Raw genomic sequence first — 23,249 nt, 5'->3', positions numbered from 1 at the left:
AAAGCTGGATCTTTTTTTTATGTTTGTATCTGCCAACCCAAAACAAATTATGATTCTAAGACAAATATTCTTTGTGCTTTTTTTATTCGCTATATTCCAGCTTAAAGCGCAAGAGAAAAATAGTAATTTCAGAGTAGGTTTGAGTTATGGTTTTGGAAGTGAATTTAGTAACACGGATTATACTTTTGAAAATCATTTTTATAAAGCACAACTCTATTACAAAATAAAAGAGACTACGAATTTTGTTTATGAAGTTTTAATTCAACCCGAAATCAATTTTGGGAAGCACCAATTGCTGAATTATTATTTTGTAAAACCAGAGACACCCAATTTCGAACAGAAAAGAATAGAATATATGAAACTAAAAGAGGTGAGGGAGTATGTTCTTAATATTGGTTTTGTAGTTAGAAAACCCATTGGTAAGATCTTTTCGGTTTATGCATTAGGAAGTGTCGGTCCTCTTATTACAGATACAGAAACAGAAAGAATGTCTAAAGGTTTTGCTTTTGCCGATGTTTTTGCGCTTGGTTTTGCTGTTGATTACAATAAATTGCGGTTTGATATCCGTCCTAGTGTGAGGCATGTTTCTAATGCCGGTTTAGGAAGCAGTAATGCAGGATATAATACTAAGAATATCGAATTTGGTATTTCGTATCAGTTATAAAAAGAAAAAGCCCAATATTTGAATATTGGGCTTTTTTATAATGGTAAATTATTTTTTATGATTCTGCTAAAGGATTTCTCTGCGCTCTAATGACAAAGAAAAGCCCGATAATGATAAATGGTATACTTAACCATTGTCCTGTCGAAAACAAGCCTAATTCGCTCTCAAAACCACCTTGGCTTTCTTTTACAAACTCTACGATGAAACGTACAACGAATAAAAGAACTAAAAATAATCCGAATAATAGACCAGATTTAAGTCTTGCATTTGTTTTCCAGTATAAAAAGTATAAAATAGCAAAAACAAAAACATAACAGATTGCTTCGTAAAGTTGAGTAGGATGTCTTGAAGGTACTTCTGCTAATAAATTAGCAAATCTTGGGTCCGAAACGATTGCATTATAAGCTTCTTTTGGATCTGCTATTCCTGTTTTTTGAACTGCTTCAGCCTTACTGAATTTATCATGAAGAAAACGGATTCCAAAAGCAGAGTCAGTTTCGTTTCCGATAATTTCTGAGTTAAAGAAATTCCCTAAACGAACAAAGATCGCACCACTAGCAACTGGAATTACAACACGGTCTAAAATCCATAATAACGGACGTTTTAGTATCTTTTTACTGTAATAATACATGGCAACAATAATCGCAATTGCTGCTCCATGACTTGCTAATCCTTGGAAGCCTGTAAATTGAAATTCTGGTTCAAATCTAAACGGAAGGAAAATTTCTAGTAAGTGATTTCTGAAATATTCCCAATCATAAAATAAAACATGACCTAAACGAGCTCCAATTAAAGTGGCTAATACTGTCCAAACAAATAAAGAATCTAGTTTTTCTATTGATTCGTTTTCTCGTTCGAACATCTTTTTCATTAGGAACCATCCTAAACCAAAAGCAATTACAAACATTAAGCTGTAATAGCGAATCATAAAAAATCCTAAGTTGATTCCCTCCGAAGGATTCCAAACTAAATTTAAGGCGTGTGTCATGTATTGATTTTTTTATATAGCTGTAAAAATAAATATTTAATGTAAAGTACCGCTTTCTAAAAAGTTAATGTTTGTGGTTGCATTTCTTTTCTGGTACAGGATCATATCCGCTTCTTCCCCAAGGATGACAGCTTAAGATACGTTTGATGCCTAAAAATCCGCCATAAAACAATCCGTGAATTTGTAACGCCTGAATCATGTAAGTGGAACAAGTTGGCTCAAATCTGCAGGCGGCAGGTGTAAAAGGTGAGATAGCAGTCTGATAAAAACGGACTAACAATACAAAGGGATATATTAGAATTTTTGAAAACATATTTTTTTGTATCAGTTAGTTTAGTGTTCAGTTTTTAGTATTCAGTATAAAGTTTGAAACTGAATACTAAAAACTGAACACTGATCACTTTTTTTATTGAATGCTAAACGTAGTTCCTTCTTTTCCGTCTTTAAGCTGAATTCCTAAAGCGATTAATTGATCACGAATTTGGTCAGAAAGCGCAAAGTTTTTATCTGCTCTCGCCTGATTTCTCATTTCGATAAGCATGTTTACCACGCCATCCAATTTGTCGCTATCGCCATCGGCAGCTTTATCATCGTTAAGTCCTAAAACGTCAAAAACAAAAGCATTTACTGCTGTTTTGAAATCGGCTAAATCTTCAGCAGAAATCGTTTCTTTGCCATCTTTTAATAAGTTGATGTAGCGAACGGCTTCAAACAATTGCGCAATTAAAATTGGCGTATTGAAATCGTCATTCATAGCGTCGTAGCAAAGCTGTTTCCATGCTGCAAAATCTATAGAGCTAGAAGCGCTTGCATTGATATTTGGTAAAGCATCTAGTGCTTCCATTAATCTTTTGTATCCTTTTTCGGCTGCAACAATGGCATCATCAGAAAAGTCTAAAATGCTTCTATAGTGTGCTTGAAGCATGAAAAAACGTGTTACAGAAGCAGAAAATGGTTTGCTTAAGATGTTATTATCTCCGCTTAAAATCTCACCTGGAAGAATGTTGTTTCCAGTTGATTTTGCCATTTTCTTTCCGTTTAAGGTAAGCATGTTAGCATGCATCCAGTAATTTACTGGAGCTTGACCAGTGCAAGCCTCATTTTGGGCAATTTCACATTCGTGGTGTGGGAATTTTAAATCCATTCCGCCTCCGTGAATGTCAAAATGATTGCCAAGATATTTGGTGCTCATTGCCGTACATTCTAGATGCCATCCTGGGAAACCATCGCTCCAAGGAGAAGGCCATCTCATAATATGTTCTGGCTCTGCTTTTTTCCACAACGCAAAATCCTGAGGGTTTCTTTTATCTGACTGTCCGTCAAGATCACGCGTGTTAGCCAACATATCATCGATATTTCTACCGCTTAAAATACCGTAATTGTTAGTCTCGTTATATTTTACAACATCAAAATATACCGATCCATTAGCTACATAAGCGATGCCTTTATCAATAATTTTTTTAATAATTTCAATCTGTTCAATAATATGACCAGTTGCTGTAGGCTCAATACTTGGCGGTAAAAAGTTGAATGCCTTTAGGATGTTATGAAAATCAACAGTGTAGCGTTGTACTACTTCCATTGGTTCCAATTGTTCTAAACGTGCTTTTTTAGCGATTTTATCTTCACCTTCATCGACATCGTCTACAATATGCCCAACATCGGTAATATTTCGGACATAACGAACTTTATAATCCAAATGAAGAAAATATCTAAAAATTACATCAAAAGACATAAAAGTTCTCACGTTTCCTAAATGGACATTACTATATACGGTAGGTCCACAAACATACATTCCAACGTTTCCTTCATGGATTGGTTTGAAATCTTCTTTTTCACCCGAAAGTGAATTGTATATTTTCAGAGGTTGTGTTGTATATAATGGCATATTAAGTTTATTGATGTTTTATAGGAGCTAATCCTGCTATCAGCTATATCTTTTATGGTGAACCCCACCATAAAAGGATGCCGCTTCTATCAGGGCTAGATCATAAATATAATAGAAATAACCGTAAAAAATTAAAACTGCGTTTCCAGTTTGATATAGTCAAGAAATTCTCTCTTCGTTTGAGGATCTTTGAATTTTCCGCCAAACTCAGAAGTTACTGTACTGCTTTCGATATCTTTAATTCCGCGAGAGTTTACACAAAGGTGTTTTGCATCAATTACGCAAGCAACATCTTCTGTTCCTAAAGCTTTTTGAAGTTCCTGAACAATCTGCATAGTTAAACGTTCTTGTACTTGAGGTCTTTTTGCATAATACTCAACGATACGGTTCATTTTTGATAAACCAATCACACGTCCGCTTGAGATGTAAGCAACGTGAGCACGCCCGATAATTGGCAGTAAATGGTGTTCGCAAGTAGAATAAACCGTGATGTTTTTTTCTACAAGCATTTCTCCATATTTGTAATTATTGTCAAAAGTAGAAGCTTTTGGCTGTTTTGCAGGATTAAGACCTCCAAAAATTTCTTTTACAAACATTTTTGCAACTCGATTTGGAGTTCCTTTAATGCTGTCATCTGTCAAATCCATTCCTAATGTTTGTAGAATGCTTTCGACATCTTTTTTAATTTTTTCTATTTTTTCTTCATCAGTGATGTCAAAAGCATCCTCTCTTAAAGGGTTTTTTGCATTACTGCTGAAGTGACTGTCACCTATTTCGTCTAAAAAATCTTCGTTATTTATCATTAAGAACTACTATTATAATGTGGTATATCTTTTTAAGGCGGTAAAGATAATTAATAAATAGGAAACCTATTCTATGGTTTTTAGGATTTAATTGCTGCTTTTTGGATATAATTTAAAATTTGAAGATAAATACTATTATTAAAAATAAAAAAAGACAACAACGAAAAACGTTATTGTCTTTTTAAAGTGTATTATAATGAATTGATTATCTGTTATTGTAAACTAATAAAGCTTCTTTTAAAATGTTTACGGCTGTAATCAAATCTTTTTTGTTTAAAACATAGGCAATACGAACTTGATTTAGTCCCATTCCAGGTGTCGAATAAAAACCTTTAGCAGGAGCAATCATTACTGTTTCGCCATTTAAATCATAACTTTCAAGAAGCCATTGTGCAAAATCATCTGAATCCTCTATCGGAAGTTCGGCAATACAATAAAAAGCACCTTTTGGTTTTGTAACCACAACGCCATCAATTTTGTTTAATTCAGCGATTAAAGTGTTTCGGCGCTCTTTGTATTCTCCAATTACTTCGTCAAAATAACTTTGCGGTGTGTCTATTGCGGCTTCACAAGCAATCTGTTCAATAGTTGGCGGACTCAAACGTGCCTGGGCAAACTTCATTACAGTTGCTAAAACATCTTTGTTTTTTGTCACCAAACAGCCAATTCTTGCTCCGCACATACTGTAACGTTTAGAAACAGAATCGACCATAATTACATTTTGCTGTACATCTTCTAAATTCATTACAGAAAAGTGCACATCATCGCCATCGTATAAAAATTCACGGTAAACTTCATCGGCGATTAAGTATAAATCGTGTTTTTTAATCAAATGAGCTAGTTGTTTAATTTCGGCTTCAGAATATAAATATCCAGTCGGATTTCCAGGGTTGCAAATCAGAATGGCTTTTGTTTTTGGTGTTATTAGTTTTTCAACTTCGTCAATGCTTGGCAAAGCAAATCCTGTTTCAATTGTAGAAACAAGAGGCACTACAGTTGCACTTGTAGAAGAAGCAAACGCATGATAATTAGCATAAAAAGGTTCTGGGATAATAATTTCATCTCCTGGATCTGTAATTGTGGCCAGTGCAAAAAGTAAGGCTTCAGAACCACCAGTTGTAACAATGATGTCTTCTGTGTTAACGTTTACGTTTTGGCGCTGGTAAAATTGTGCTAATTTTTTTCTATAGCTTTCATATCCGGCAGACGGACTGTATTCTATAAGAGTCAAATCAATATTTTTTACCGCCTCGATGGCCACTTCCGGTGTCTTGATATCCGGTTGACCAATGTTTAAGTGATACACCTTGTGTCCTTTTTTCTTTGCTAAATCAGCAAAAGGAGCCAGCTTGCGTATCGGAGATTCGGGCATGTTTTTTCCCTTGAGTGAAATTGTCGGCATGAGTATAAATTATTGAAGTGCAAATTTGCATTTTTTTTTCCAATTTAACGTAAACAATACAAGGACTTGCGAAAATGTAACAATAATAAATATATTTACTAATTTTATAATAAAATATTGTCAATGAAAAAATATATAGTATTGTTTTTTGGGTTATTCTTACCTTTTTTGCTTTTCGGGCAAGGCGATTTTTTATTAGAAAACAATGCAACAAAGGCTACGATTCCTTTTAAACTGATTAATAATCTTGTTTTTATTCCTATAAAAGTAAACGGAGTTGAGCTAAATTTCCTTTTAGATTCAGGAGTTGAAGAAACAATTTTGTTTAGTATGGAAGAAAAGCAGGAAGTCAGTTTTAACAATGTGGAGAAAATCAAGCTACGTGGTTTAGGAAGCGAAGAAGAAATAGAAGGCTTAAAATCAACCAAAAATATTCTCGAAACGCATGGTCTCAAATCAAAAGACCACATGGTTTTTATTATTTTAGATCAGAGCTTCAATTTATCTTCTCATATTGGAATTCCTGTTAATGGAATTATCGGTTATAAATTCTTTAGAAATAATTTTGTTGAAATCAATTATCAAAAAAGAAAAATAATAGTGCATGCTAATAATGCTAAGTTTGAAGAAAAGCTGAACAGAAAATTTAAAAAAGTTCCGATTACCATAGAAAAGTCAAAACCTTACATTATGACAACGGCTACTGTGAACAATCAAGAAATTCCAGCAAAGCTTTTGATTGATATTGGAAATAGTGATGCTTTCTGGATTTTTGAAAATGATAAAATAAAACTCCCAAATAAAAATTTTCCTGATTTTCTCGGAAAAGGATTTAGCGGCGATATTGAAGGGCATAGAGCCAAAATTGATGAATTTTCTATTGACGAATTTGATTTTAAAAAACCGATTGTCTCTTTTCCTGATTCAGCGTCAGTTCGAAACGTTAAGATGGTTCCAGGACGTATTGGATCTGTAGGTGGCGAAGTCTTAAAACGATTTACTATGGTTTTGGATTATAAAGGAAAAAAACTGTACCTGAAAAAAAACAGTAAGTATGGAGAGCCGTTTACCTATAATAAGAGTGGAATCACAATTCAGCACAATGGGCTTCAATGGGTTCAGGAAACAGTGCATTTAGAAACAGTGCAGGTAGCTGCTACAATTGATGAATTGCAAGAGAAAGACAAAAACAATAATAATTTTAAATATAAATTTGCTCTTAAGCCTGTTTACGAGATTGTTAATGTAAGGAAGAATTCTGCGGCCGAAAAATGCGGATTACGCAAAGACGATGTTATTGTCAGTATTAATAATGCTCAGCCATATAAATATAGTCTTGAGCAGATCAATAACCTTTTGAAATCTGAAGATGATATTTGGATTAATCTGGAAGTAGAACGAAATAGTGTTGTGCTTAAATTTAGATTTAAATTAGAAGACGAACTGTAAAAGCTATTGAATTGTAGTTTCTTTAATTTATTGGAAAACGACGTTTTATGATGCTGTATCGCAGAAACATCTTTTTTTTGTGAAAATAAGTTTACTAAAAATTAGTTTTTTTGTTAAATATTTTCTTATGTTTAGCAAAAATTTAATCTATGGCAAAAAACTACATAAGCTACCTATATTTTGTATTGTTTTTTATTTTTTTTAATCCCTTTTCTTCAAAACTAGCAGCTCAATGTGCTGGCAATGATAACACAAACGAATTGATTTGTGATGTTACGAATCCTATTTATCAATCTGTAAATTTATTTTCTTTACTAGGTGGTTCTCCTGTTCCTGGAGGAACTTGGACAGACAATAATAACTTAAGAGGACTAGATACTTCTACTGGTGTTTTGAACGCTCAGCTTATTCGTGCGGGAGGAACTTACAAGTATACTTATACAGCTCCTGCAACTTCGGGATGTACAGATAATAAAGCTGTCATTACCATTACCATAGGAGCATATGTTGGGGTTGGGTCGCAAGTGACAGTTTGTAATGAAGATGAATCTTTTAATCTTTTTACGGCTTTTGACAGTAAAGTTATGGGGCCACATACAAATGGCAGATTTACTTACATTACAGGAGAGCCTGCCGAAAATCCAATAAAGATTGGGGCTATAAAAAACAAAACGACGCTTCGTTTTGTTTATACAGTACCCGCTGTGCTTGCCTGTTCTCCAGACGAAAAATCGACTAATCTGGAAGTTACAGTTTTGATAGCTCCAAAAGAAGGAAAACCGGAAAATTTACTTTTATGTGGAACTACTGATTTGGATGCATACACTGATTTAAATTTAAATGATCAGCTTACTGATGAAGACCCAGGTGGTACATGGACAGGTATAGGAATAACTTCTCCTACAGATCATAATATTAATCTACAAGAATTGTTTGATACCAACGGGCCTGGAGAATATGCTTACACTTATAAAGTTTTAGCAATTCCTGACAATAATATATGTCCTGATAAGGAATCTACAGTAAAAATAACTCTGGAAAAAAGACTTGATTTTACTGGAGCTAAAATCGTAGTCAATAAAGATATCTGCGAATCGGAAATTGCGACAGCAACTTACTCGGCAAAAATTACGCAAGGACCAGATGCTATTCCGAATGGTGAATATAAAGTTTCTTATACTGTTGTTGGGCCAGGAATATCTGTTTCAAACGCAAAGACCGCAAATTTTGTAGATGGAGAACTTAATTTTCCAATACAAACAGCTTATTTTAATCAGGTTGGTAAATACAATATTACGGTTACCAATATAGTATCAACATCGAGTAAAGGAAAATGTGTTAACATTTTTAGTCCATTTTCAACTATTTTAACGATTTATCCTTTACCGCGATTGACGAATGCTTCATTAACAGCACTTCCAGTTTGTCAAAATGATGATGCAGTAATTCAAGTTACTGCGCCCAATTTACTAGATGGAAATTATCGTATTTCTTATAATGTGAATGGAGATAACCTTGCTCTTGGTGAAACTGCAGAAATGCTTGCCGCTGGTGGAAAAGCCTCTTTTATAGTTCCTGGAAACCTGAGTACCAGAAGCGGATTATCAGTAATTACCATTTACAGTATTACCAATATCACAAATCCTACACCTCAATGTAGTAATACAGCAAATGTGGCTGGAAATCTAAATATAAATCCGTTGCCAAATGCGTTGACGGTGATCGCGAAAGTGAATGATTATTGTTTGAATGCTCCAGTTTCTGTAACAGTTTCAGGATTAGGAAGCTTAACCAACGCCAGTATCTCTTATACGTTGTCCGAAAGCAATTCTTCATCCGTTCAAACTATTACTAAAGCGATTACAAATGGCAAATTAGATTTTATAATTCCAGCTGAATTGCTTTTAAATACTGGCGCCACAAAAATTACATTATTGAATTTAACCAATACGGTTACAAATTGTGATGTAGACTTAATCAATGTTACAGATGATTTCATAATAAATCCAATTCCGCCAGCGCCAATTGTTCTAGATCAGAATTTTTGTAAAGTTGATGAAGCGGTAATTGCCAATTTAGAACCGAAAGGAACTCAATATAAATGGTATAATTCGGCAACAGCAACAACACCGCTTGCTGCTGATTATGTTTTAAAAACAGAAGATTACTTCGTTAGAGAAACTTCTTTAGCGGGTTGTGTTTCAGAACCTGCCAAGGTTACGGTAGTTATTTACGATACTCCTGCGCCAGAAATGAATGAAACGGCAGATTTTTGCGGATTAGCAAACCCGAAAATAAGTGATTTGTCTAATAAAACAAATGTTCCGACAACAGTGGCTTGGTATGATGCTGTAGGTGGAAATTTATTGCCTTCAACCACAATATTAGTTCATAATGCAACTTATTATGGGTACGATTTAAATGAAGTAACAAGATGTTTGTCAGAAAATTATAAAGAAGTAAAAGTTTCGCTTCAGGACTGTGAAGTTGCTCAATACGATTTTTTTATCCCAGACGGATTTTCTCCAAACGGAGATGGGGTAAACGATTCGTTTGTGATAAAAGATATTGAATTTTTATATCCAAATTATACACTTGAAATTTATAACAGATACGGAAACGGAATGTATAAAGGAGATAATAGTAAACCTGCTTGGGATGGCAAAAATTACGAAAAGAGCGGTATCGCAGCTGGTATTGCGCCCAACGGAGTTTATTTTTATGTACTGCATTTCAATAAAGACAATAAACCGCCCAAACAAGGCCGTCTTTATTTAAATCGCTAAACCACTTTTTACATTTTAATATAATTTTCAAATGAAAAAAATAATACTCCTTATAAATTTCCTTTTCTGTTTATCTATTTCTGCCCAGCAAGATCCCGAATACACACATTATATGTACAATATGAGTGTAGTCAATCCGGCTTATGCTACAGGTATTCCTGCCATGATGAATTTTGGAGGATTGTACAGAACACAGTGGGTAGGAGCAGTTGGAGCTCCTAAAACATTTACATTTTTTGCGCATAGTGCTATTTCAGATAAAATAGAAGCTGGTATTTCATTTGTTTCAGATGATATTGGAGATGGTGCAAAAAAGGAGAATAATGTGTACGCTGATTTTGCATATGTTTTAAAATTGGGTGGACAAAATAAATTATCGCTGGGTTTAAAGGCAGGTTTTTCATCCATGCAGACCAATTTTAATGGTTTTCAGTTCACAGATCCTCAGACTGATCTAGCTTTTGCGGAAAATATAAATGCAACAAAACCAAATATTGGAGTAGGAGCCTACTATTTTAGAGATAATCTATATGTTGGATTATCGGTGCCAAATCTGTTAAAATCCAAATGCATTGAAGAAAAGTCGGGAATTAATGCTTTTGGTTCCGAAGAGATACATACTTTTTTAACCGCAGGTTATGTTTTTCAGCTAAACGACGCATTGAAATTGAAGCCAGCATTTATGTCAAAATTTGTAAAAGGCGCACCAATAACATTAGATGTTACGGCCAATGTTCTGTATAACGAAAAATTTGAATTTGGAGCTGCGTACAGAATCGATGATTCGGTAAGTGCATTATTCAATATTAATGTTACGCCGACGCTAAGAGTGGGCTATGCTTACGATTATACGCTCACAAACTTCGGACAGTTTAATTCAGGAACACATGAAATCATGCTGTTGTTCGATTTAGATTTGTTAGGAAAAGGATTTGATAAATCACCAAGATTCTTCTAAAATGAAAAATATGAAAAAACTACTCGTTATTGTATTCGTATTTTCAATACAGTTTATAAGCGCCCAAAGTCAGGAATTAAATAGAGCAAAACGATTTTTTGACAAAACGTATTACAGTGAAGCTATTGTTTTATATCAGAAGTTAGCAGATGAAAAACCTTCGCAAGAAGTCATTAAAAATCTGGCTGATTCTTATTTCTATACAAACGATTTGATAAAAGCACAGCGATATTATCGTCTTTTGGTTTCAAGTTACAGCAATAATTTGGATCGAGAATATTATTTTAGATACGCGCAAACTTTAAAAGCAACAAATAGAGACGATGATGCAAATGCCAATTTAAAAGAGTATTATGCTAAATCTGCCAATTCTGAGGATCTTGCCAATTTTGAAAAAGACCTTAAAACTTTAGAAAATGTTACCGCAATTGGTAAGCGTTTTGAAATTAAAAATCTTGCTATAAATACACCGAATTCTGAGTTTGGAGCAGTGAAATACAAAGAAGATCTTGTTTTTGCAGGAGTTAAATTGAAGCCTGGTCTATTCGATAAAAAATACAAATGGGATAATGAAACCTATTTGAATTTGGTTTCAGTTCCGTTTAAAAACATTAATTCGGCAGATTCTATTGTTCATTATTTTGCTAAAGAATTGAAAACCGGAATGCATGAATCGAATGCTGTTTTTACAAAAGATGGCAAAACAATGTATTTTACTCGAAACAATTCAAAAAACGGAAAGAAGAAAAAAGACGATAAGAAAATTTCCAATCTTCAGATTTTTAAAGCAGAATTGGTTGACGGAAAATGGACTAAAATTACATCGCTTCCATTCAACAGCCCGAATTATTCTGTCGAGCATCCAGCTTTAAGTCCAGACGAAAAAGTCTTGTATTTTGCTTCAGATATGCCTGGATCTTTAGGATCTTTTGATATTTATTCGGTTAATATCAATAAAGGCGCATTTGATACTCCGAAGAATTTGGGTCCACAAATTAATACCAATAAAAGAGAGCAATTTCCTTTTGCTTCGGCAGATAATAAATTATATTTTTCTTCAGACGGACATTTGGGGTATGGATCTTTGGATGTTTTTGTTTCTGAAATAAATGGAAATGAATATTCAAAAGCTGTAAATATTGGACTTCCTTTAAATTCTAATTTGGATGATTTTGCTTTCAATATCGATTCTAATACCAAAGAAGGTTTTTTTGCATCAAATAGAGAAGGAGGAAAGGGAAGCGATGATATTTACCAATTTAAAGAAATAAAAGATTTAATTGTTGAAGATTGTAAACAGTTTATCGCTGGAACGATTACAGATATTGATACGCAATTGGCTTTAGAAAATGCAACAGTTCTATTGCAGGATTCAGAAAATAAGACTTTAAATACGATTACCACTTCGGCTGACGGAAAATTTAGTTTTACTGTTGCTTGTGAGGCTTCGTATAAAATTAGTGCTTTCAAAGAAAATTATACTAACGCCTCAAAAATACTGACATTAGACAAAACAAGAGATAAGGTTAATGATGGTTCTTTGGCATTGAAATCTTTAGAAGTAATCAAACAAGAAGAAAAACAAATTGCTGAAAACAAGAGAAAGCAAGAAATTATTATTGAAGAAGAGAATAAGAAAAAAGAAGCTTTGGCTGCAGTTGAATTAAAAGAAAAAGAGAAAAAGGCCAAAGAGGCAGCAATTGTTGCCGCTGAAATCAAAAAGAACGAAAAAGTAAAAGAGATTTTAGCGAAAGAAAAAGATGTTGTAAAAGACAAAGACAGATTAATCATTAAAACAGATCCAATTTACTTCGATTATGATTTGTGGTACATCCGTAAAGAATCCAAAGTGATTTTAGGCAGAGTTGTAGAACTAATGAAAAAATATCCTGAAATGGTAATCGAAATAGGATCGCATACCGATTCAAGAGGAAACGAAAAATACAATGCCGATTTATCTCAGAAAAGAGCCAATTCAACAAGAGAGTTTATCATACAATCTGGTATAGATGCTAAACGAGTTTCTGCAAAAGGTTATGGTGAATCAGTGCCAATTATAAGATGTAAAACAGACGAATCTTGCTCGGAAGAAGAACATGAGTTGAATAGAAGATCTGAGTTTGTAATCAAAAATTTATAAAATTATAGTAAGAAGAAAATCTTTTTTCTTTAATTTTATAGTAGTATCAACAAAATAGAAAAAATTATGAGAAATCTAGCCTTATCTTGTTTGCTTTTATCCTTTGTAGGATTGCAAAGCTGTAAAAATGAAGAAAAACAAAAAGCCGCTGAAGCTGTAAAAGCTGAAGCTGAAACAGTAGTTAGCACTGCTTGCTACAAAGCAATTTATGAAAAGGATACAATAGATTTAAAATTAAATACTTTAAAAAGCGGAAAATTAAATGGAGATATGATTATGAGAGTTGCTCCTTCGACTGTTAGAACAGGAGAAGTTGCGGGTGAGTTTCATGGTGATACTTTATTTGTAGATTATACTTTTAAAGACAATGTGAATGGAGAAAAAACATTCAAAAATCCGATGGCACTTTTAAAACGTAACAATCAGCTTATTTTAGGAAACGGAACCATGCAGACAACAATGGGAGTTACTTATTTAGTAAAAGATAAACCAATTGATTTTGAAAGCGTAAAATATAAGTTTGATTCTGTTGAATGCGCTGCGAAGTAATAAAGAAGAAAGATTTGAGAAGCAAGATGTTTCTCTATGTAAATAAAGAGAAAAGATTTTAGAAGGAAGATATTTCTCTGTAAAAGTAAAAAGCCGTTTCTAAATTTAGAAACGGCTTTTATTATTTTAAGATTTTAAATTCTTATTGAACTTCACCCTTAATTTTAAGAGCTACTCTTCCGTCAGGATAGTTTACGGCATTGGTCTCAACAGTAATTGTTTTACGAATTGGCCCTGCAACCATATTATATTTTACATCGATTTTTCCTTTTTTGCCTGGCAAAATGGCTGCGGCAGGTTTAGTAACAACGATTGAACTTACTGTAGATTCTGCACCAGTAATTAATAAAGGAGCATCTCCGGTGTTTGTAAATTCAAAGGAACGAAGTCCATTGTCACCTTTAGAAATTTTTCCATAATCAATTGTATTGTCTGGGGCTGCAAATTCAATTTTTGGGCCGTTTTGAGCATAACTTATTGCGCTAAACAATAAGGCTGCAATAAAAGAGGCTGCATTTTTCATATGAAATCTTTTTTTAATTGTAAGTAAATATACATTCTTTTAATTAACACACAAATTATTATTTCTCTTTTTATAGTCTACTTAATTATTTACTTTTGCTGTCAGTTATAAATACAAAAATTGAACCAGTTTTTTTGTTTAACTGTTTAATCGTTTATTTGTTTAATCGTTGAGATTGATTTATAAATGATTTTTTTAAACAGAAATAAGAAAACAAATCAATTTGAAATTCGATGATCAAAACCGATTGAAGGTTAAACAAATTAACGATTAAACAACCCTAGTAAATGACAATTCCAGCACAATTTGACGCTAAGACGATTGAGAGTAAATGGTATGATTACTGGATGAAAAACAACTATTTTCATTCAGAACCAGATCATAGAACACCGTACACCATTGTAATTCCGCCGCCAAACGTCACTGGAGTCCTTCACATGGGACATATGTTGAATAATACGATTCAGGATGTTTTAATTCGCCGTGCACGTCTTAAAGGTTTCAACGCTTGTTGGGTACCTGGAACAGACCATGCTTCTATTGCAACTGAAGCAAAAGTAGTAGCAAAATTAAAAGCAGAAGGAATCAATAAAAACGATTTGACCCGCGAAGAATTCCTGAAACATGCTTGGGAATGGACTGATAAATATGGTGGAACAATCTTAGAGCAACTTAAGAAATTAGGTGCTTCTTGCGATTGGGAGCGTACCAAATTTACTATGGATCCTGACATGTCTGCATCTGTAATTAAATCGTTTGTAGATTTATACAACAAAGGTTTAATCTACAGAGGATACCGTATGGTAAACTGGGATCCAGAAGCAAAAACTACTCTTTCTGACGAAGAGGTAATTTACGAAGAACAACAAGGAAAATTATTTTTCTTAAAATATAAAATCGAAGGTTCAGAAGATTTCTTGACCATTGCTACAACACGTCCTGAAACTATTTTTGGAGATACTGCAATCTGTATCAATCCGAACGACGAGCGTTTTATGCATTTAAAAGGTAAAAAAGCGATTGTTCCTATTTGCGGAAGAGTAATTCCAATTATTGAAGACGAATATGTTGATGTGGAATTCGGTACAGGATGTTTAAAAGTAACGCCTGCTCACGATATGAACGATAAAACTTTAGGAGAAAAACACAATCTAGAAATCGTTGATATTTTTAATGAAGACGCAACTTTAAATAGTTTCGGATTACATTATCAAGGAAAAGACCGTTTTGTAGTTCGTACAGAAATTGCAAAAGAACTAGAAGAAATTGGCGCTTTAGCAAAAACAGAAACACACTTAAATAAAGTGGGAACTTCTGAAAGAACAAAAGCGGTAATCGAACCAAGATTATCAGACCAATGGTTCTTGAAAATGGAAGAATTAGTGAAACCAGCAATTAAGTCGGTTTTAGAAACAGGAGAAATTAAATTGCATCCAAAACGTTTCGAAAACACTTATGCACATTGGTTAAACAATATTCGTGATTGGAATATTTCTCGTCAATTATGGTGGGGACAACAAATTCCAGCATACTATTACGGAGACGGAAAAGAAGACTTCGTAGTTGCAGAAAACATCGAAGACGCATTAAAATTAGCACAAGCTAAAACCAACAACCAACAATTAACAACCGACAACTTAAAACAAGACGTTGACGCTTTAGATACTTGGTTCTCATCTTGGTTATGGCCAATGTCAGTTTTTGGCGGAATCATGGATCCAGAAAGTCCAGATTTTAAATATTATTATCCAACAAACGACTTGGTAACAGGTCCAGATATTTTATTTTTCTGGGTGGCGAGAATGATTATTGCGGGTTATGAATATGCAGGTGAAAAACCATTTACAAACGTATATTTGACTGGTTTGGTTCGTGATAAACAACGTCGTAAAATGTCTAAATCATTAGGAAATTCTCCTGATCCTTTAGATTTGATCGATGCTTTTGGAGCTGATGGTGTTCGTGTGGGATTACTTTTAAGTGCTTCTGCAGGAAACGATATCATGTTTGACGAAGAATTGTGCAGTCAAGGAAAAGCGTTTTCAAATAAAATTTGGAATGCCTTTAAATTGATTAAAGGATGGGAAGTTTCAGAAACTATTGCACAGCCTGAATCATCAAAAGTAGCAATCGAATGGTATGAAGCGAAATTACAGCAGACTTTAGTTGACATCGAAGATAATTTTGAGAAATACAGAATTTCAGATTCATTGATGGCAATTTATAAATTGGTTTGGGATGATTTCTGTTCTTGGTTCTTAGAAATGATTAAACCTGCTTACCAACAGCCAATTGACAGCGTAACTTTCGCGAAAGCGATCGAAATGTTAGAAAACAACTTGAAGTTATTGCACCCATTTATGCCTTTCTTAACTGAGGAAATTTGGCAGTTAATCGCCGAAAGAACTCCAGAAGAAGCTTTAATTGTTTCGACTTGGCCAGAAGTAAAACCGTTTGATGCTAAATTGATTGCTGATTTTGAAAACTCAATTGAAGTAATTTCGGGAATTAGAACAATCAGAAAAGACAAAAATATTCCGTTTAAAGATGCAATTGAATTAAAAGGAATCAACAGCGAAAATGTTTCAACTTATTTTGATTCAATCATAACGAAATTAGGAAACGTTTCTGCTTTCGAATACGTTTCGGAAAAAGTAGACGGTGCATTGTCTTTCCGTGTAAAATCAAATGAATACTTCATTCCGATTACAGGAAACATCGATATTGAAGCTGAAATTGCAAAGTTGACAGAAGAATTAAATTATACAAAAGGATTCTTGAAATCTGTAGAAGCGAAACTTTCAAACGAGAAATTCGTAAACGGAGCTCCAGAGAAAGTTCTTAATTTAGAAAAACAAAAACAAGCAGACGCTCTAGCAAAAATTGCTACAATCGAGCAGAGTTTGGCTGGTTTGAAATAAGAATCAGATTTTTTAATTTATAAAATTAAACCCGACAGATTTTTGAAATCTGTCGGGTTTGTTGTTTTTTATAGCCACGAATTCACGAATTTTATTTTTATAATCGTGAGGTAAAACAATAATTTACGAAGTTATTTTGCCGTAGGTTTTAAGGATAAAATTAGTGAATTGCTTTGCTTGTTTGCTTTCGTCTCGGCGGACTATCTTTCTAAAACTGCAGGCTTATAAATAGTACTAATTGAATTATAATTGGACTTAAAACAAAAATCCCAAGATTTTTCTATTTCCAGAGAAACATAAAATCTTGGGATAAATCAAAAAAACATCTAATTCAATATTTTAGAACTTGTAACGCAGACTTGTCATAACTTGACGAGGAGCGATTGGGTTCACACTATAGTTTTCGTGAACAGTATAGTTTAAAGTGTTTGTAATGTTAGATAATTTGCAAAGAATTGAGAATTTTTGCCAAGTATATCCAACAGATGCATCAACTGTAACATAACCTTCTAAAGGAATATCACGATCTCTGATTGTTACCGTGTACGTTTTTGGATTTGTTGAAGGTTTATTTTCTGTCCAAAGATAATCATCATTCCATCCTCCTAAACGGTTTCCGATGTAGTTTCCGATTGCACCAAAAGAAACGTTTTTAAAGAATCCAGACTGTAAAGTATAAAAGAAACTTAAGTTAGCTGTGTTTAATGGAGTTCTTGCTACACGGTCTCCTTCGACAAAGCTTCCGTTTAATCCTGAAGTTTTAGTGTAACGCATGTCGTTGTAGCTGTATCCAGCAATAATATTTAAACCATCTACAGGTCTTGCCGTAACATCAACTTCTACACCTTTGCTTTTCGTTTCTCCACTTAACATTTTAATGTTAGCATCAAAATTGTCGCTTCCATCAGCTTTTGTTGGTGCCATCTGTGCCAAATTGCTATTAGTAATTTGATAAACAGTAACATTTGTGCTTAACAACCCTTTAAACCAATCTGTTTTTACACCAACTTCGTATTGATCAATAATAGAAGCTTCAATAGGCTGTAAGTCTACTGTGGTTCCTGTATTTGGTGTAAAAGAAGTTGAATAACTTCCAAATACTGAAACATCTTTTGTTGGCTGATACACTAATCCTGCTTTAGGAGAAAATGCATTGTCTAAACGCTTTGGAGTAATTGTCGGAACTGCATTTTGAGGATTTCCAGCGCCAGTTGTAGTTTCTTTATATGTACTTACTTCAGCTTCTTGCCAAGACCATCTTATACCTGCCAAAACTTTAAATTTATCTGTGATAGAAATAAAATCTTGAAAATAAACTCCAAAACGATTCGTGTCTGTTTTTGTAATTTGAGTAGCTCTTGCGTTCGGAATGTCATTTCGTTGTGTTGACGGATCAAAATCAAAAAGATAAATAGTGTCATAAAGACTAGGATCATACTTACCATTTACTTTTACTTCTTCTTCACTAAAAGCGTAAGTATAAGCAGTTGCAAACGAATTTTCCCAGTCTACACCGGTAAAAATTTGATGTTTTACAGAACCAGTATTAAAATTCCCTTGAAGACTTAATTGATCTCCTAAAATTTGCTCTAAGTTTTGTCCCTGAGTTAATCCTCTGTTCCAGTAACCTGGAATTGGATATATTTTAGTGTCATCTAAACCTGATAGTTGAGCTGTAGATTTTTGTGTTCTCTTGTATGTTTGATAAGAACTATTGAAGTTTAGTTTCCAGTTTTTATTAAAATCGTGATTTAATAATACAGATGCACTTGAAGATTTAGTTGTTCCATTTGACCAAAGAGATCCATAAAAAGCGCTTCGAGGAAGATCTAAAATTTCTTTTCCGATAATTCCAGTTCCAAAATCAGGTGTCCAATCTGCACTTAAATAGTCTCCTTGTACTGTAATTTGTGTTTTTGGATTAACAATAAAAAGTAATGATGGATTTACATAAATACGCTCGTTTTTTACAACATCTCTAAAGCTTTCTGAATTTTCGTAAGAACCATTAATTCTAAACGCGATTGATTTATTTAAACCTCCGTAAAAATCAAATGCTGGTTTGTAGTATGCGTAACTTCCAAATTGCATTGAGATTTCTCCTCCGCTTTTAAATTGAGGAGTTTTGGTTACTAAGTTTAAGATCCCCCCTGGAGCTACATTTCCAAATAATAGTGCAGAACTTCCTTTTAGAAATTCTACTTTCTCTAAACCTGAAACATCAGGAATTGATCCCGAATTGTAACGGAACCCATTTTTGAACATATTATTGGCAGACATGTCGTAACCTCTAGAAAAGAATGATTCCTGAGCACCACCACGAGCAGAACCTACATAAACACCGTTAGCATTTTTAAGAACTTCACTTAATCTGATGGCTTGCTGTTGTTCTATTACTTCAGAACCGATAACTTGTATTGCTTGAGGATTGTCCATTGGTTTTAATCCAGAACGAACCGCTGTTACAGGTTTTGGTTCTTTTGTTTTAGTAACCACAACTTCGTTAAGGATTTCTCCTTTTTTATTTTTTACAGTATCATTTACTGAAGAAGTAGTTTCGTTGCTTGAGTAATCTTGAGCATAAGAGCCAAAACTTAATAAACCTAGTGCAAGTAGTAAATTATATTTCATGGTGTTTATTTAGATTCAATAAAAATTATCGAGTGCAAATATAAATAGACATATTCTTTAACAAGAAATTATGAAGTGATTTTCTTGCTTAAACCTTTATTAGTTTTTTCTTAAGATTTGCTTAATGATTTTCTAATGTTATTTTAATTTTGTAATTAAAACGACTTATAGTGCCTTGTAGGATATTCTGAAGAAACAATTTCATAAAAAAAAGAACTGACTCGTTTTTGAGACAGCTCTTTTTAAATTGAAATTAAAATCTAAGAATGAGATTAACTGAAATTATTTTACAGCAATTTGATACGTTGCCATTTTCCAGATTTCATCGTATTTTTTTCCATTATGTTCACCAGATGATTTATCTGTGTGAGCATATTCTACCATATAATTTCCAGACCAGATTGGTGTAAAAGAGAACTCTCCTTTATCGTTTGTCCATAGTTCTTTTTCCCATCCGTTTGGAGCAATTACTTTGATTTTTGTTTGTTTAGCAATAGCTCCTTCGTAAGAGGCAACTCCAGTGATTTTAGTGTCTTTTTTTGCGACATCCGCATTTTCTGAGAAAACAGCAATCTTGTTTGTGTTTGAAGCAATATTGTTTCCTGTAGCTTTATTTCCAACAACAACAGTTGCGCTAGAATTGTAATCTAATTTCATAGTGCCATAAACATCTTTTACTGTGTGGTGCATTACAATGGTATAAACCCCCTCTTCGTCTGGAGTAAAGAAAGCTTGGTATTTATTATCTAAAGCTTTAGAAGTTAATTTAACCTCTTTTTTGGATGGAGAAATGACAACTAAAGAAAAATCCTTTAAATCAGAAAACCATTTATCTGCTTTTGTAATATCGTTATCAGAGAATTCGCCAAAGTAAATAGAAATTTCTTGAGCTTTTCCTTTTGTTCCCGTTGCTTTAGTTTCTATCCAAAGGGCGTGAGCAAAAAGCTGAGGTGCAGCAAAAAGCATTAAAAATAAAAAGCTTAGTGTTTTTAAAGTATTTGATTTCATAAGATCAAGTTTAAATTATAGAATGATATTTTTTACAAACATAAGCCTTATTTAGAATAAATAAAAATAAAACATAAAAAACCTCGAAATCCATTTCATATTGAATAGATTTCGAGGTTTTAGAAAATATTTAAGTAAGAAAACTAAAGTCTTACTGTTAGGTTTACTAAGAAGTTTGCAGGAGTTTGAGCCATTCCATAAGAATCCCAATACTTTGTGTTTGTCAGGTTGTTGAATTTAACCCCAAGTCTCCATACTGGTCTATCATAAAATACAGTTGCACTGTAAATTGAATAAGATGGAGCATAAAAACTTTCATCTTCAAATTTATACTGTTTGTCTACATAGTTTCCTCCAAAACCAAATCCTAAATTTTTTAGTGTGTTTTGAAATTTATACGAAACCCAAAAATTGACAACATTTTCTGGTGCACCACTAGCCTTGTTGCCTTCAATAGAAGCATCAGACGATTTAACGATGCGATTGTCATTATAAGCATAACCAGCTGTCATGTTTAAGCCGTTTATCGGATTGGCAATAAATTCAAAATCAATTCCTTTACTTACTTGTTTTCCGTCCTGAATATTATATCCATCAGGATTTGTTCTTGTAGCATTATCAATTGTAATGTTGTAATAGCTCAGCGTAGTGCTTAATTTTTTATTGAATGCTTCTACTTTTACACCACCTTCATATTGATTGGCATAAATTGGCTTTAAGATTAATATAGATCCGTCAGGTTGATTTACAGGTCCAGCATTTTGAAAACCATTCATATAATTTCCAAATAAAGAAACCTGCTCTTTAACCAGTTCATAAACCAACCCTAATTTTGGAGACAAAGCAGTTTGGTTGTATCCATCTGTATCTTCCAATTTTTTCTGAACAAAGTTATCTAGACGAAGACTTAACATTGCCGATAAGCGATCTGTAAAACTAACGACATCTGAAGCATAAACGCTAAAAGTCTGCTCATTTGGAACGCCAAATTGCATTTCCTTCAATTTCGGATCTACATCGCTTTTTCGAATTGGTTCGAAAGCTGTCGTTACGTCAATTTCATCTAAAACTTGTGTTGTAGCATATTTAAATGTGCCTTTTGTAAATCTGTAATTAACACCCGCTAATAGTTTATGTTTGATGCTTCCTGTAGAAAATGTACCATTAATATTTTCTTGAAAATTGGTGAAGTTATTATGAATTGGACCAAAACGCGATACCATTCTTTGAACTTCTGTTGGCGATTTCCAAGTAGTGTAGTACTGATAACTATGATCGACACGTTCGTCTACCAATGAGAATAGTGTTGTGGATTTCCAGTTATCAGAAATTTTATATTCTGCTTGAGCAAATATTTTAGGTGAAGTCGTTTTAGCATCAAGATCATCCGCAAATAAACTTGTTTTGTAATCTAATTTTAGATCTGTTGGGTTGGTAAGTCCTGCCGCATAAGAACGTCCGTAAGTAGGGCGTGTGTTATTGGTGTTGAAAATCTCTGTGTCTAAACTCAGCGTTAATCTGTCGGTCGCTTTATAAATAATGCTCGGTGCAAATAAGACTGTTTTATTAAAACCATAATTTAAGAAACTATTTTCTGTATTTGCCGAAGCGTTCATTCTAAACAAAACTTTTTTATTCTGAGTCAAAGGCATATTAAAATCTACCGCAATGCGTTGCAGCCCAAAGCTTCCTCCAGTATAAGATATCTCTGTTTTGCTAGTTTCAAAAGGCTTTTTGGTAACCAGGTTTACAACTCCTCCAAATGAAGAAACAGAAGAACCAAACAAAGTTCCAGAAGGGCCTTTTAGCACTTCAATTCGCTCGGCATTATCAATTGAGATTGAGCTTCGTCCAGAAAGAGTTTCCATTCCGTTTCGTGCATTTACACCTGTACTGAATCCTCTAAAACTAATTTCAAGTCCGCCAGACGGATATATTTTTGATATCGCGCCCGTAGCATTTTGAACTGCGCTTCTTATGTCTACCGCAATTTGTTCTTGTAATAGTTCTTTGTGAATAACATTGTAAACCTGCGGATTTTCGAGATTCTTTAATGGCATTCTAGCGACATAATCGGTCTTTTTTGATAAATTGCTTTTCTTGCCATTTACGACCACTTCATTCAATTCCTTATTAGAAACCTTCAATTGCAAATTAGTGGTAATGGTTTCAAATTCAGTGACAATTATTTCTCTTTCAAGCGTTTCGTAGCCCGATAAAGATACCTGTATAATGTAAGTGCTGGGTTTTACTCTGTTAAATTCAAAACTACCGTCGTCATTAGAAACGGTGCCGTATTTCGTGTTTTTAAGAATAATATTGACACCGGCAGCAGCATCGCCATCAGATGTTGTGATTGTTCCTTTAATTTTTCCGTGGTTTTGAGCAAAGGCAGATAAAAACGAAAATAGTAGACTGACTGAAAATAGAAAACGCGTAGTTTTCAAATGGAGGTAATTCATTATTATTTTAAATTGGTTTATAATTATTAATTTTATTTAGAATAAATAAAAACAATGCAAATGTAAAAATTAAAATA

At 33.6% G+C, this 23,249-nt stretch carries 16 protein-coding genes; 7 read left to right on the top strand and 9 right to left on the bottom strand.

Annotation, left to right across the window (positions count from 1 at the left end; all coding sequences use genetic code 11):
• Nucleotides 1-49: 49 nt before the first annotated feature.
• On the top strand, nt 50-664 hold the full coding sequence (locus tag LPB248_RS04580) for an acyloxyacyl hydrolase (protein ID WP_255463009.1): 615 nt from the start codon (nt 50-52) through the stop codon (nt 662-664).
• Nucleotides 665-719: 55 nt separating this feature from the next.
• Here LPB248_RS04580 and lgt read toward each other — a convergent pair whose 3' ends face one another.
• From lgt to LPB248_RS04555, 5 genes are all read right to left on the bottom strand, one after another.
• On the bottom strand, nt 720-1,652 hold the full coding sequence (gene lgt, locus LPB248_RS04575) for a prolipoprotein diacylglyceryl transferase (protein ID WP_177210398.1): 933 nt from the start codon (nt 1,650-1,652) through the stop codon (nt 720-722).
• A gap of 64 nt (nt 1,653-1,716) precedes the next feature.
• Nucleotides 1,717-1,965, bottom strand: coding sequence for a membrane protein insertion efficiency factor YidD (gene yidD, locus LPB248_RS04570; RefSeq protein WP_008462282.1), 249 nt, complete (start codon nt 1,963-1,965; stop codon nt 1,717-1,719).
• A gap of 93 nt (nt 1,966-2,058) precedes the next feature.
• A complete protein-coding gene (cysS, locus tag LPB248_RS04565; RefSeq protein WP_177210397.1) occupies nt 2,059-3,540 on the bottom strand; it encodes a cysteine--tRNA ligase in 1,482 nt (493 codons plus the stop codon).
• Between the two features lie 131 nt (nt 3,541-3,671).
• The gene (gene folE / locus LPB248_RS04560) at nt 3,672-4,343 is read right to left on the bottom strand and encodes a GTP cyclohydrolase I FolE (protein ID WP_177210396.1); all 672 of its coding nucleotides are present in this window, start codon (nt 4,341-4,343) and stop codon (nt 3,672-3,674) included.
• A gap of 205 nt (nt 4,344-4,548) precedes the next feature.
• A complete protein-coding gene (locus LPB248_RS04555; RefSeq protein ID WP_177210395.1) occupies nt 4,549-5,745 on the bottom strand; it encodes a pyridoxal phosphate-dependent aminotransferase in 1,197 nt (398 codons plus the stop codon).
• 123 nt (nt 5,746-5,868) lie between these two features.
• Here LPB248_RS04555 and LPB248_RS04550 point away from each other — a divergent pair, with 123 nt between their 5' ends.
• From LPB248_RS04550 to LPB248_RS04530, 5 genes are all read left to right on the top strand, one after another.
• On the top strand, nt 5,869-7,194 hold the full coding sequence (locus LPB248_RS04550) for a PDZ domain-containing protein (protein WP_177210394.1): 1,326 nt from the start codon (nt 5,869-5,871) through the stop codon (nt 7,192-7,194).
• A gap of 149 nt (nt 7,195-7,343) precedes the next feature.
• Entirely contained in the window at nt 7,344-9,980 is a 2,637-nt protein-coding gene (locus LPB248_RS04545) for a gliding motility-associated C-terminal domain-containing protein (protein ID WP_177210393.1), read from the top strand.
• Nucleotides 9,981-10,011: 31 nt separating this feature from the next.
• A complete protein-coding gene (locus LPB248_RS04540) occupies nt 10,012-10,938 on the top strand; it encodes a type IX secretion system membrane protein PorP/SprF (protein WP_177210392.1) in 927 nt (308 codons plus the stop codon).
• A gap of 10 nt (nt 10,939-10,948) precedes the next feature.
• Nucleotides 10,949-13,078 carry an OmpA family protein gene (locus tag LPB248_RS04535; protein ID WP_177210391.1) on the top strand — a complete coding sequence of 710 codons (2,130 nt, stop codon included), beginning with the start codon at nt 10,949-10,951 and terminating at the stop codon, nt 13,076-13,078.
• 66 nt (nt 13,079-13,144) lie between these two features.
• Complete coding sequence (locus tag LPB248_RS04530; protein WP_177210390.1) at nt 13,145-13,627, top strand: hypothetical protein; 483 nt, start codon at nt 13,145-13,147, stop codon at nt 13,625-13,627.
• A 142-nt stretch (nt 13,628-13,769) separates the two neighbouring features.
• On the opposite strand, the gene LPB248_RS04525 is transcribed toward LPB248_RS04530, so the two are convergent.
• Entirely contained in the window at nt 13,770-14,150 is a 381-nt protein-coding gene (locus tag LPB248_RS04525; protein WP_177210389.1) for a DUF1573 domain-containing protein, read from the bottom strand.
• 287 nt (nt 14,151-14,437) lie between these two features.
• Between LPB248_RS04525 and LPB248_RS04520 the strand changes: the two genes are divergently transcribed.
• Nucleotides 14,438-17,071 carry a valine--tRNA ligase gene (locus LPB248_RS04520; RefSeq protein ID WP_177210388.1) on the top strand — a complete coding sequence of 878 codons (2,634 nt, stop codon included), beginning with the start codon at nt 14,438-14,440 and terminating at the stop codon, nt 17,069-17,071.
• 339 nt (nt 17,072-17,410) lie between these two features.
• Here LPB248_RS04520 and LPB248_RS04515 read toward each other — a convergent pair whose 3' ends face one another.
• From LPB248_RS04515 to LPB248_RS04505, 3 genes are all read right to left on the bottom strand, one after another.
• Nucleotides 17,411-19,702, bottom strand: coding sequence for a TonB-dependent siderophore receptor (locus LPB248_RS04515; protein WP_177210387.1), 2,292 nt, complete (start codon nt 19,700-19,702; stop codon nt 17,411-17,413).
• A 282-nt stretch (nt 19,703-19,984) separates the two neighbouring features.
• Entirely contained in the window at nt 19,985-20,710 is a 726-nt protein-coding gene (locus tag LPB248_RS04510; protein ID WP_177210386.1) for a DUF4198 domain-containing protein, read from the bottom strand.
• A 143-nt stretch (nt 20,711-20,853) separates the two neighbouring features.
• Complete coding sequence (locus tag LPB248_RS04505; protein ID WP_177210385.1) at nt 20,854-23,172, bottom strand: TonB-dependent receptor; 2,319 nt, start codon at nt 23,170-23,172, stop codon at nt 20,854-20,856.
• Nucleotides 23,173-23,249: the final 77 nt, after the last annotated feature.

This window comes from Flavobacterium sp. LPB0248, from assembly GCF_013388355.1.
GTDB lineage: Bacteria > Bacteroidota > Bacteroidia > Flavobacteriales > Flavobacteriaceae > Flavobacterium.
This window is presented reverse-complemented; position numbering and strand designations above follow the sequence as displayed.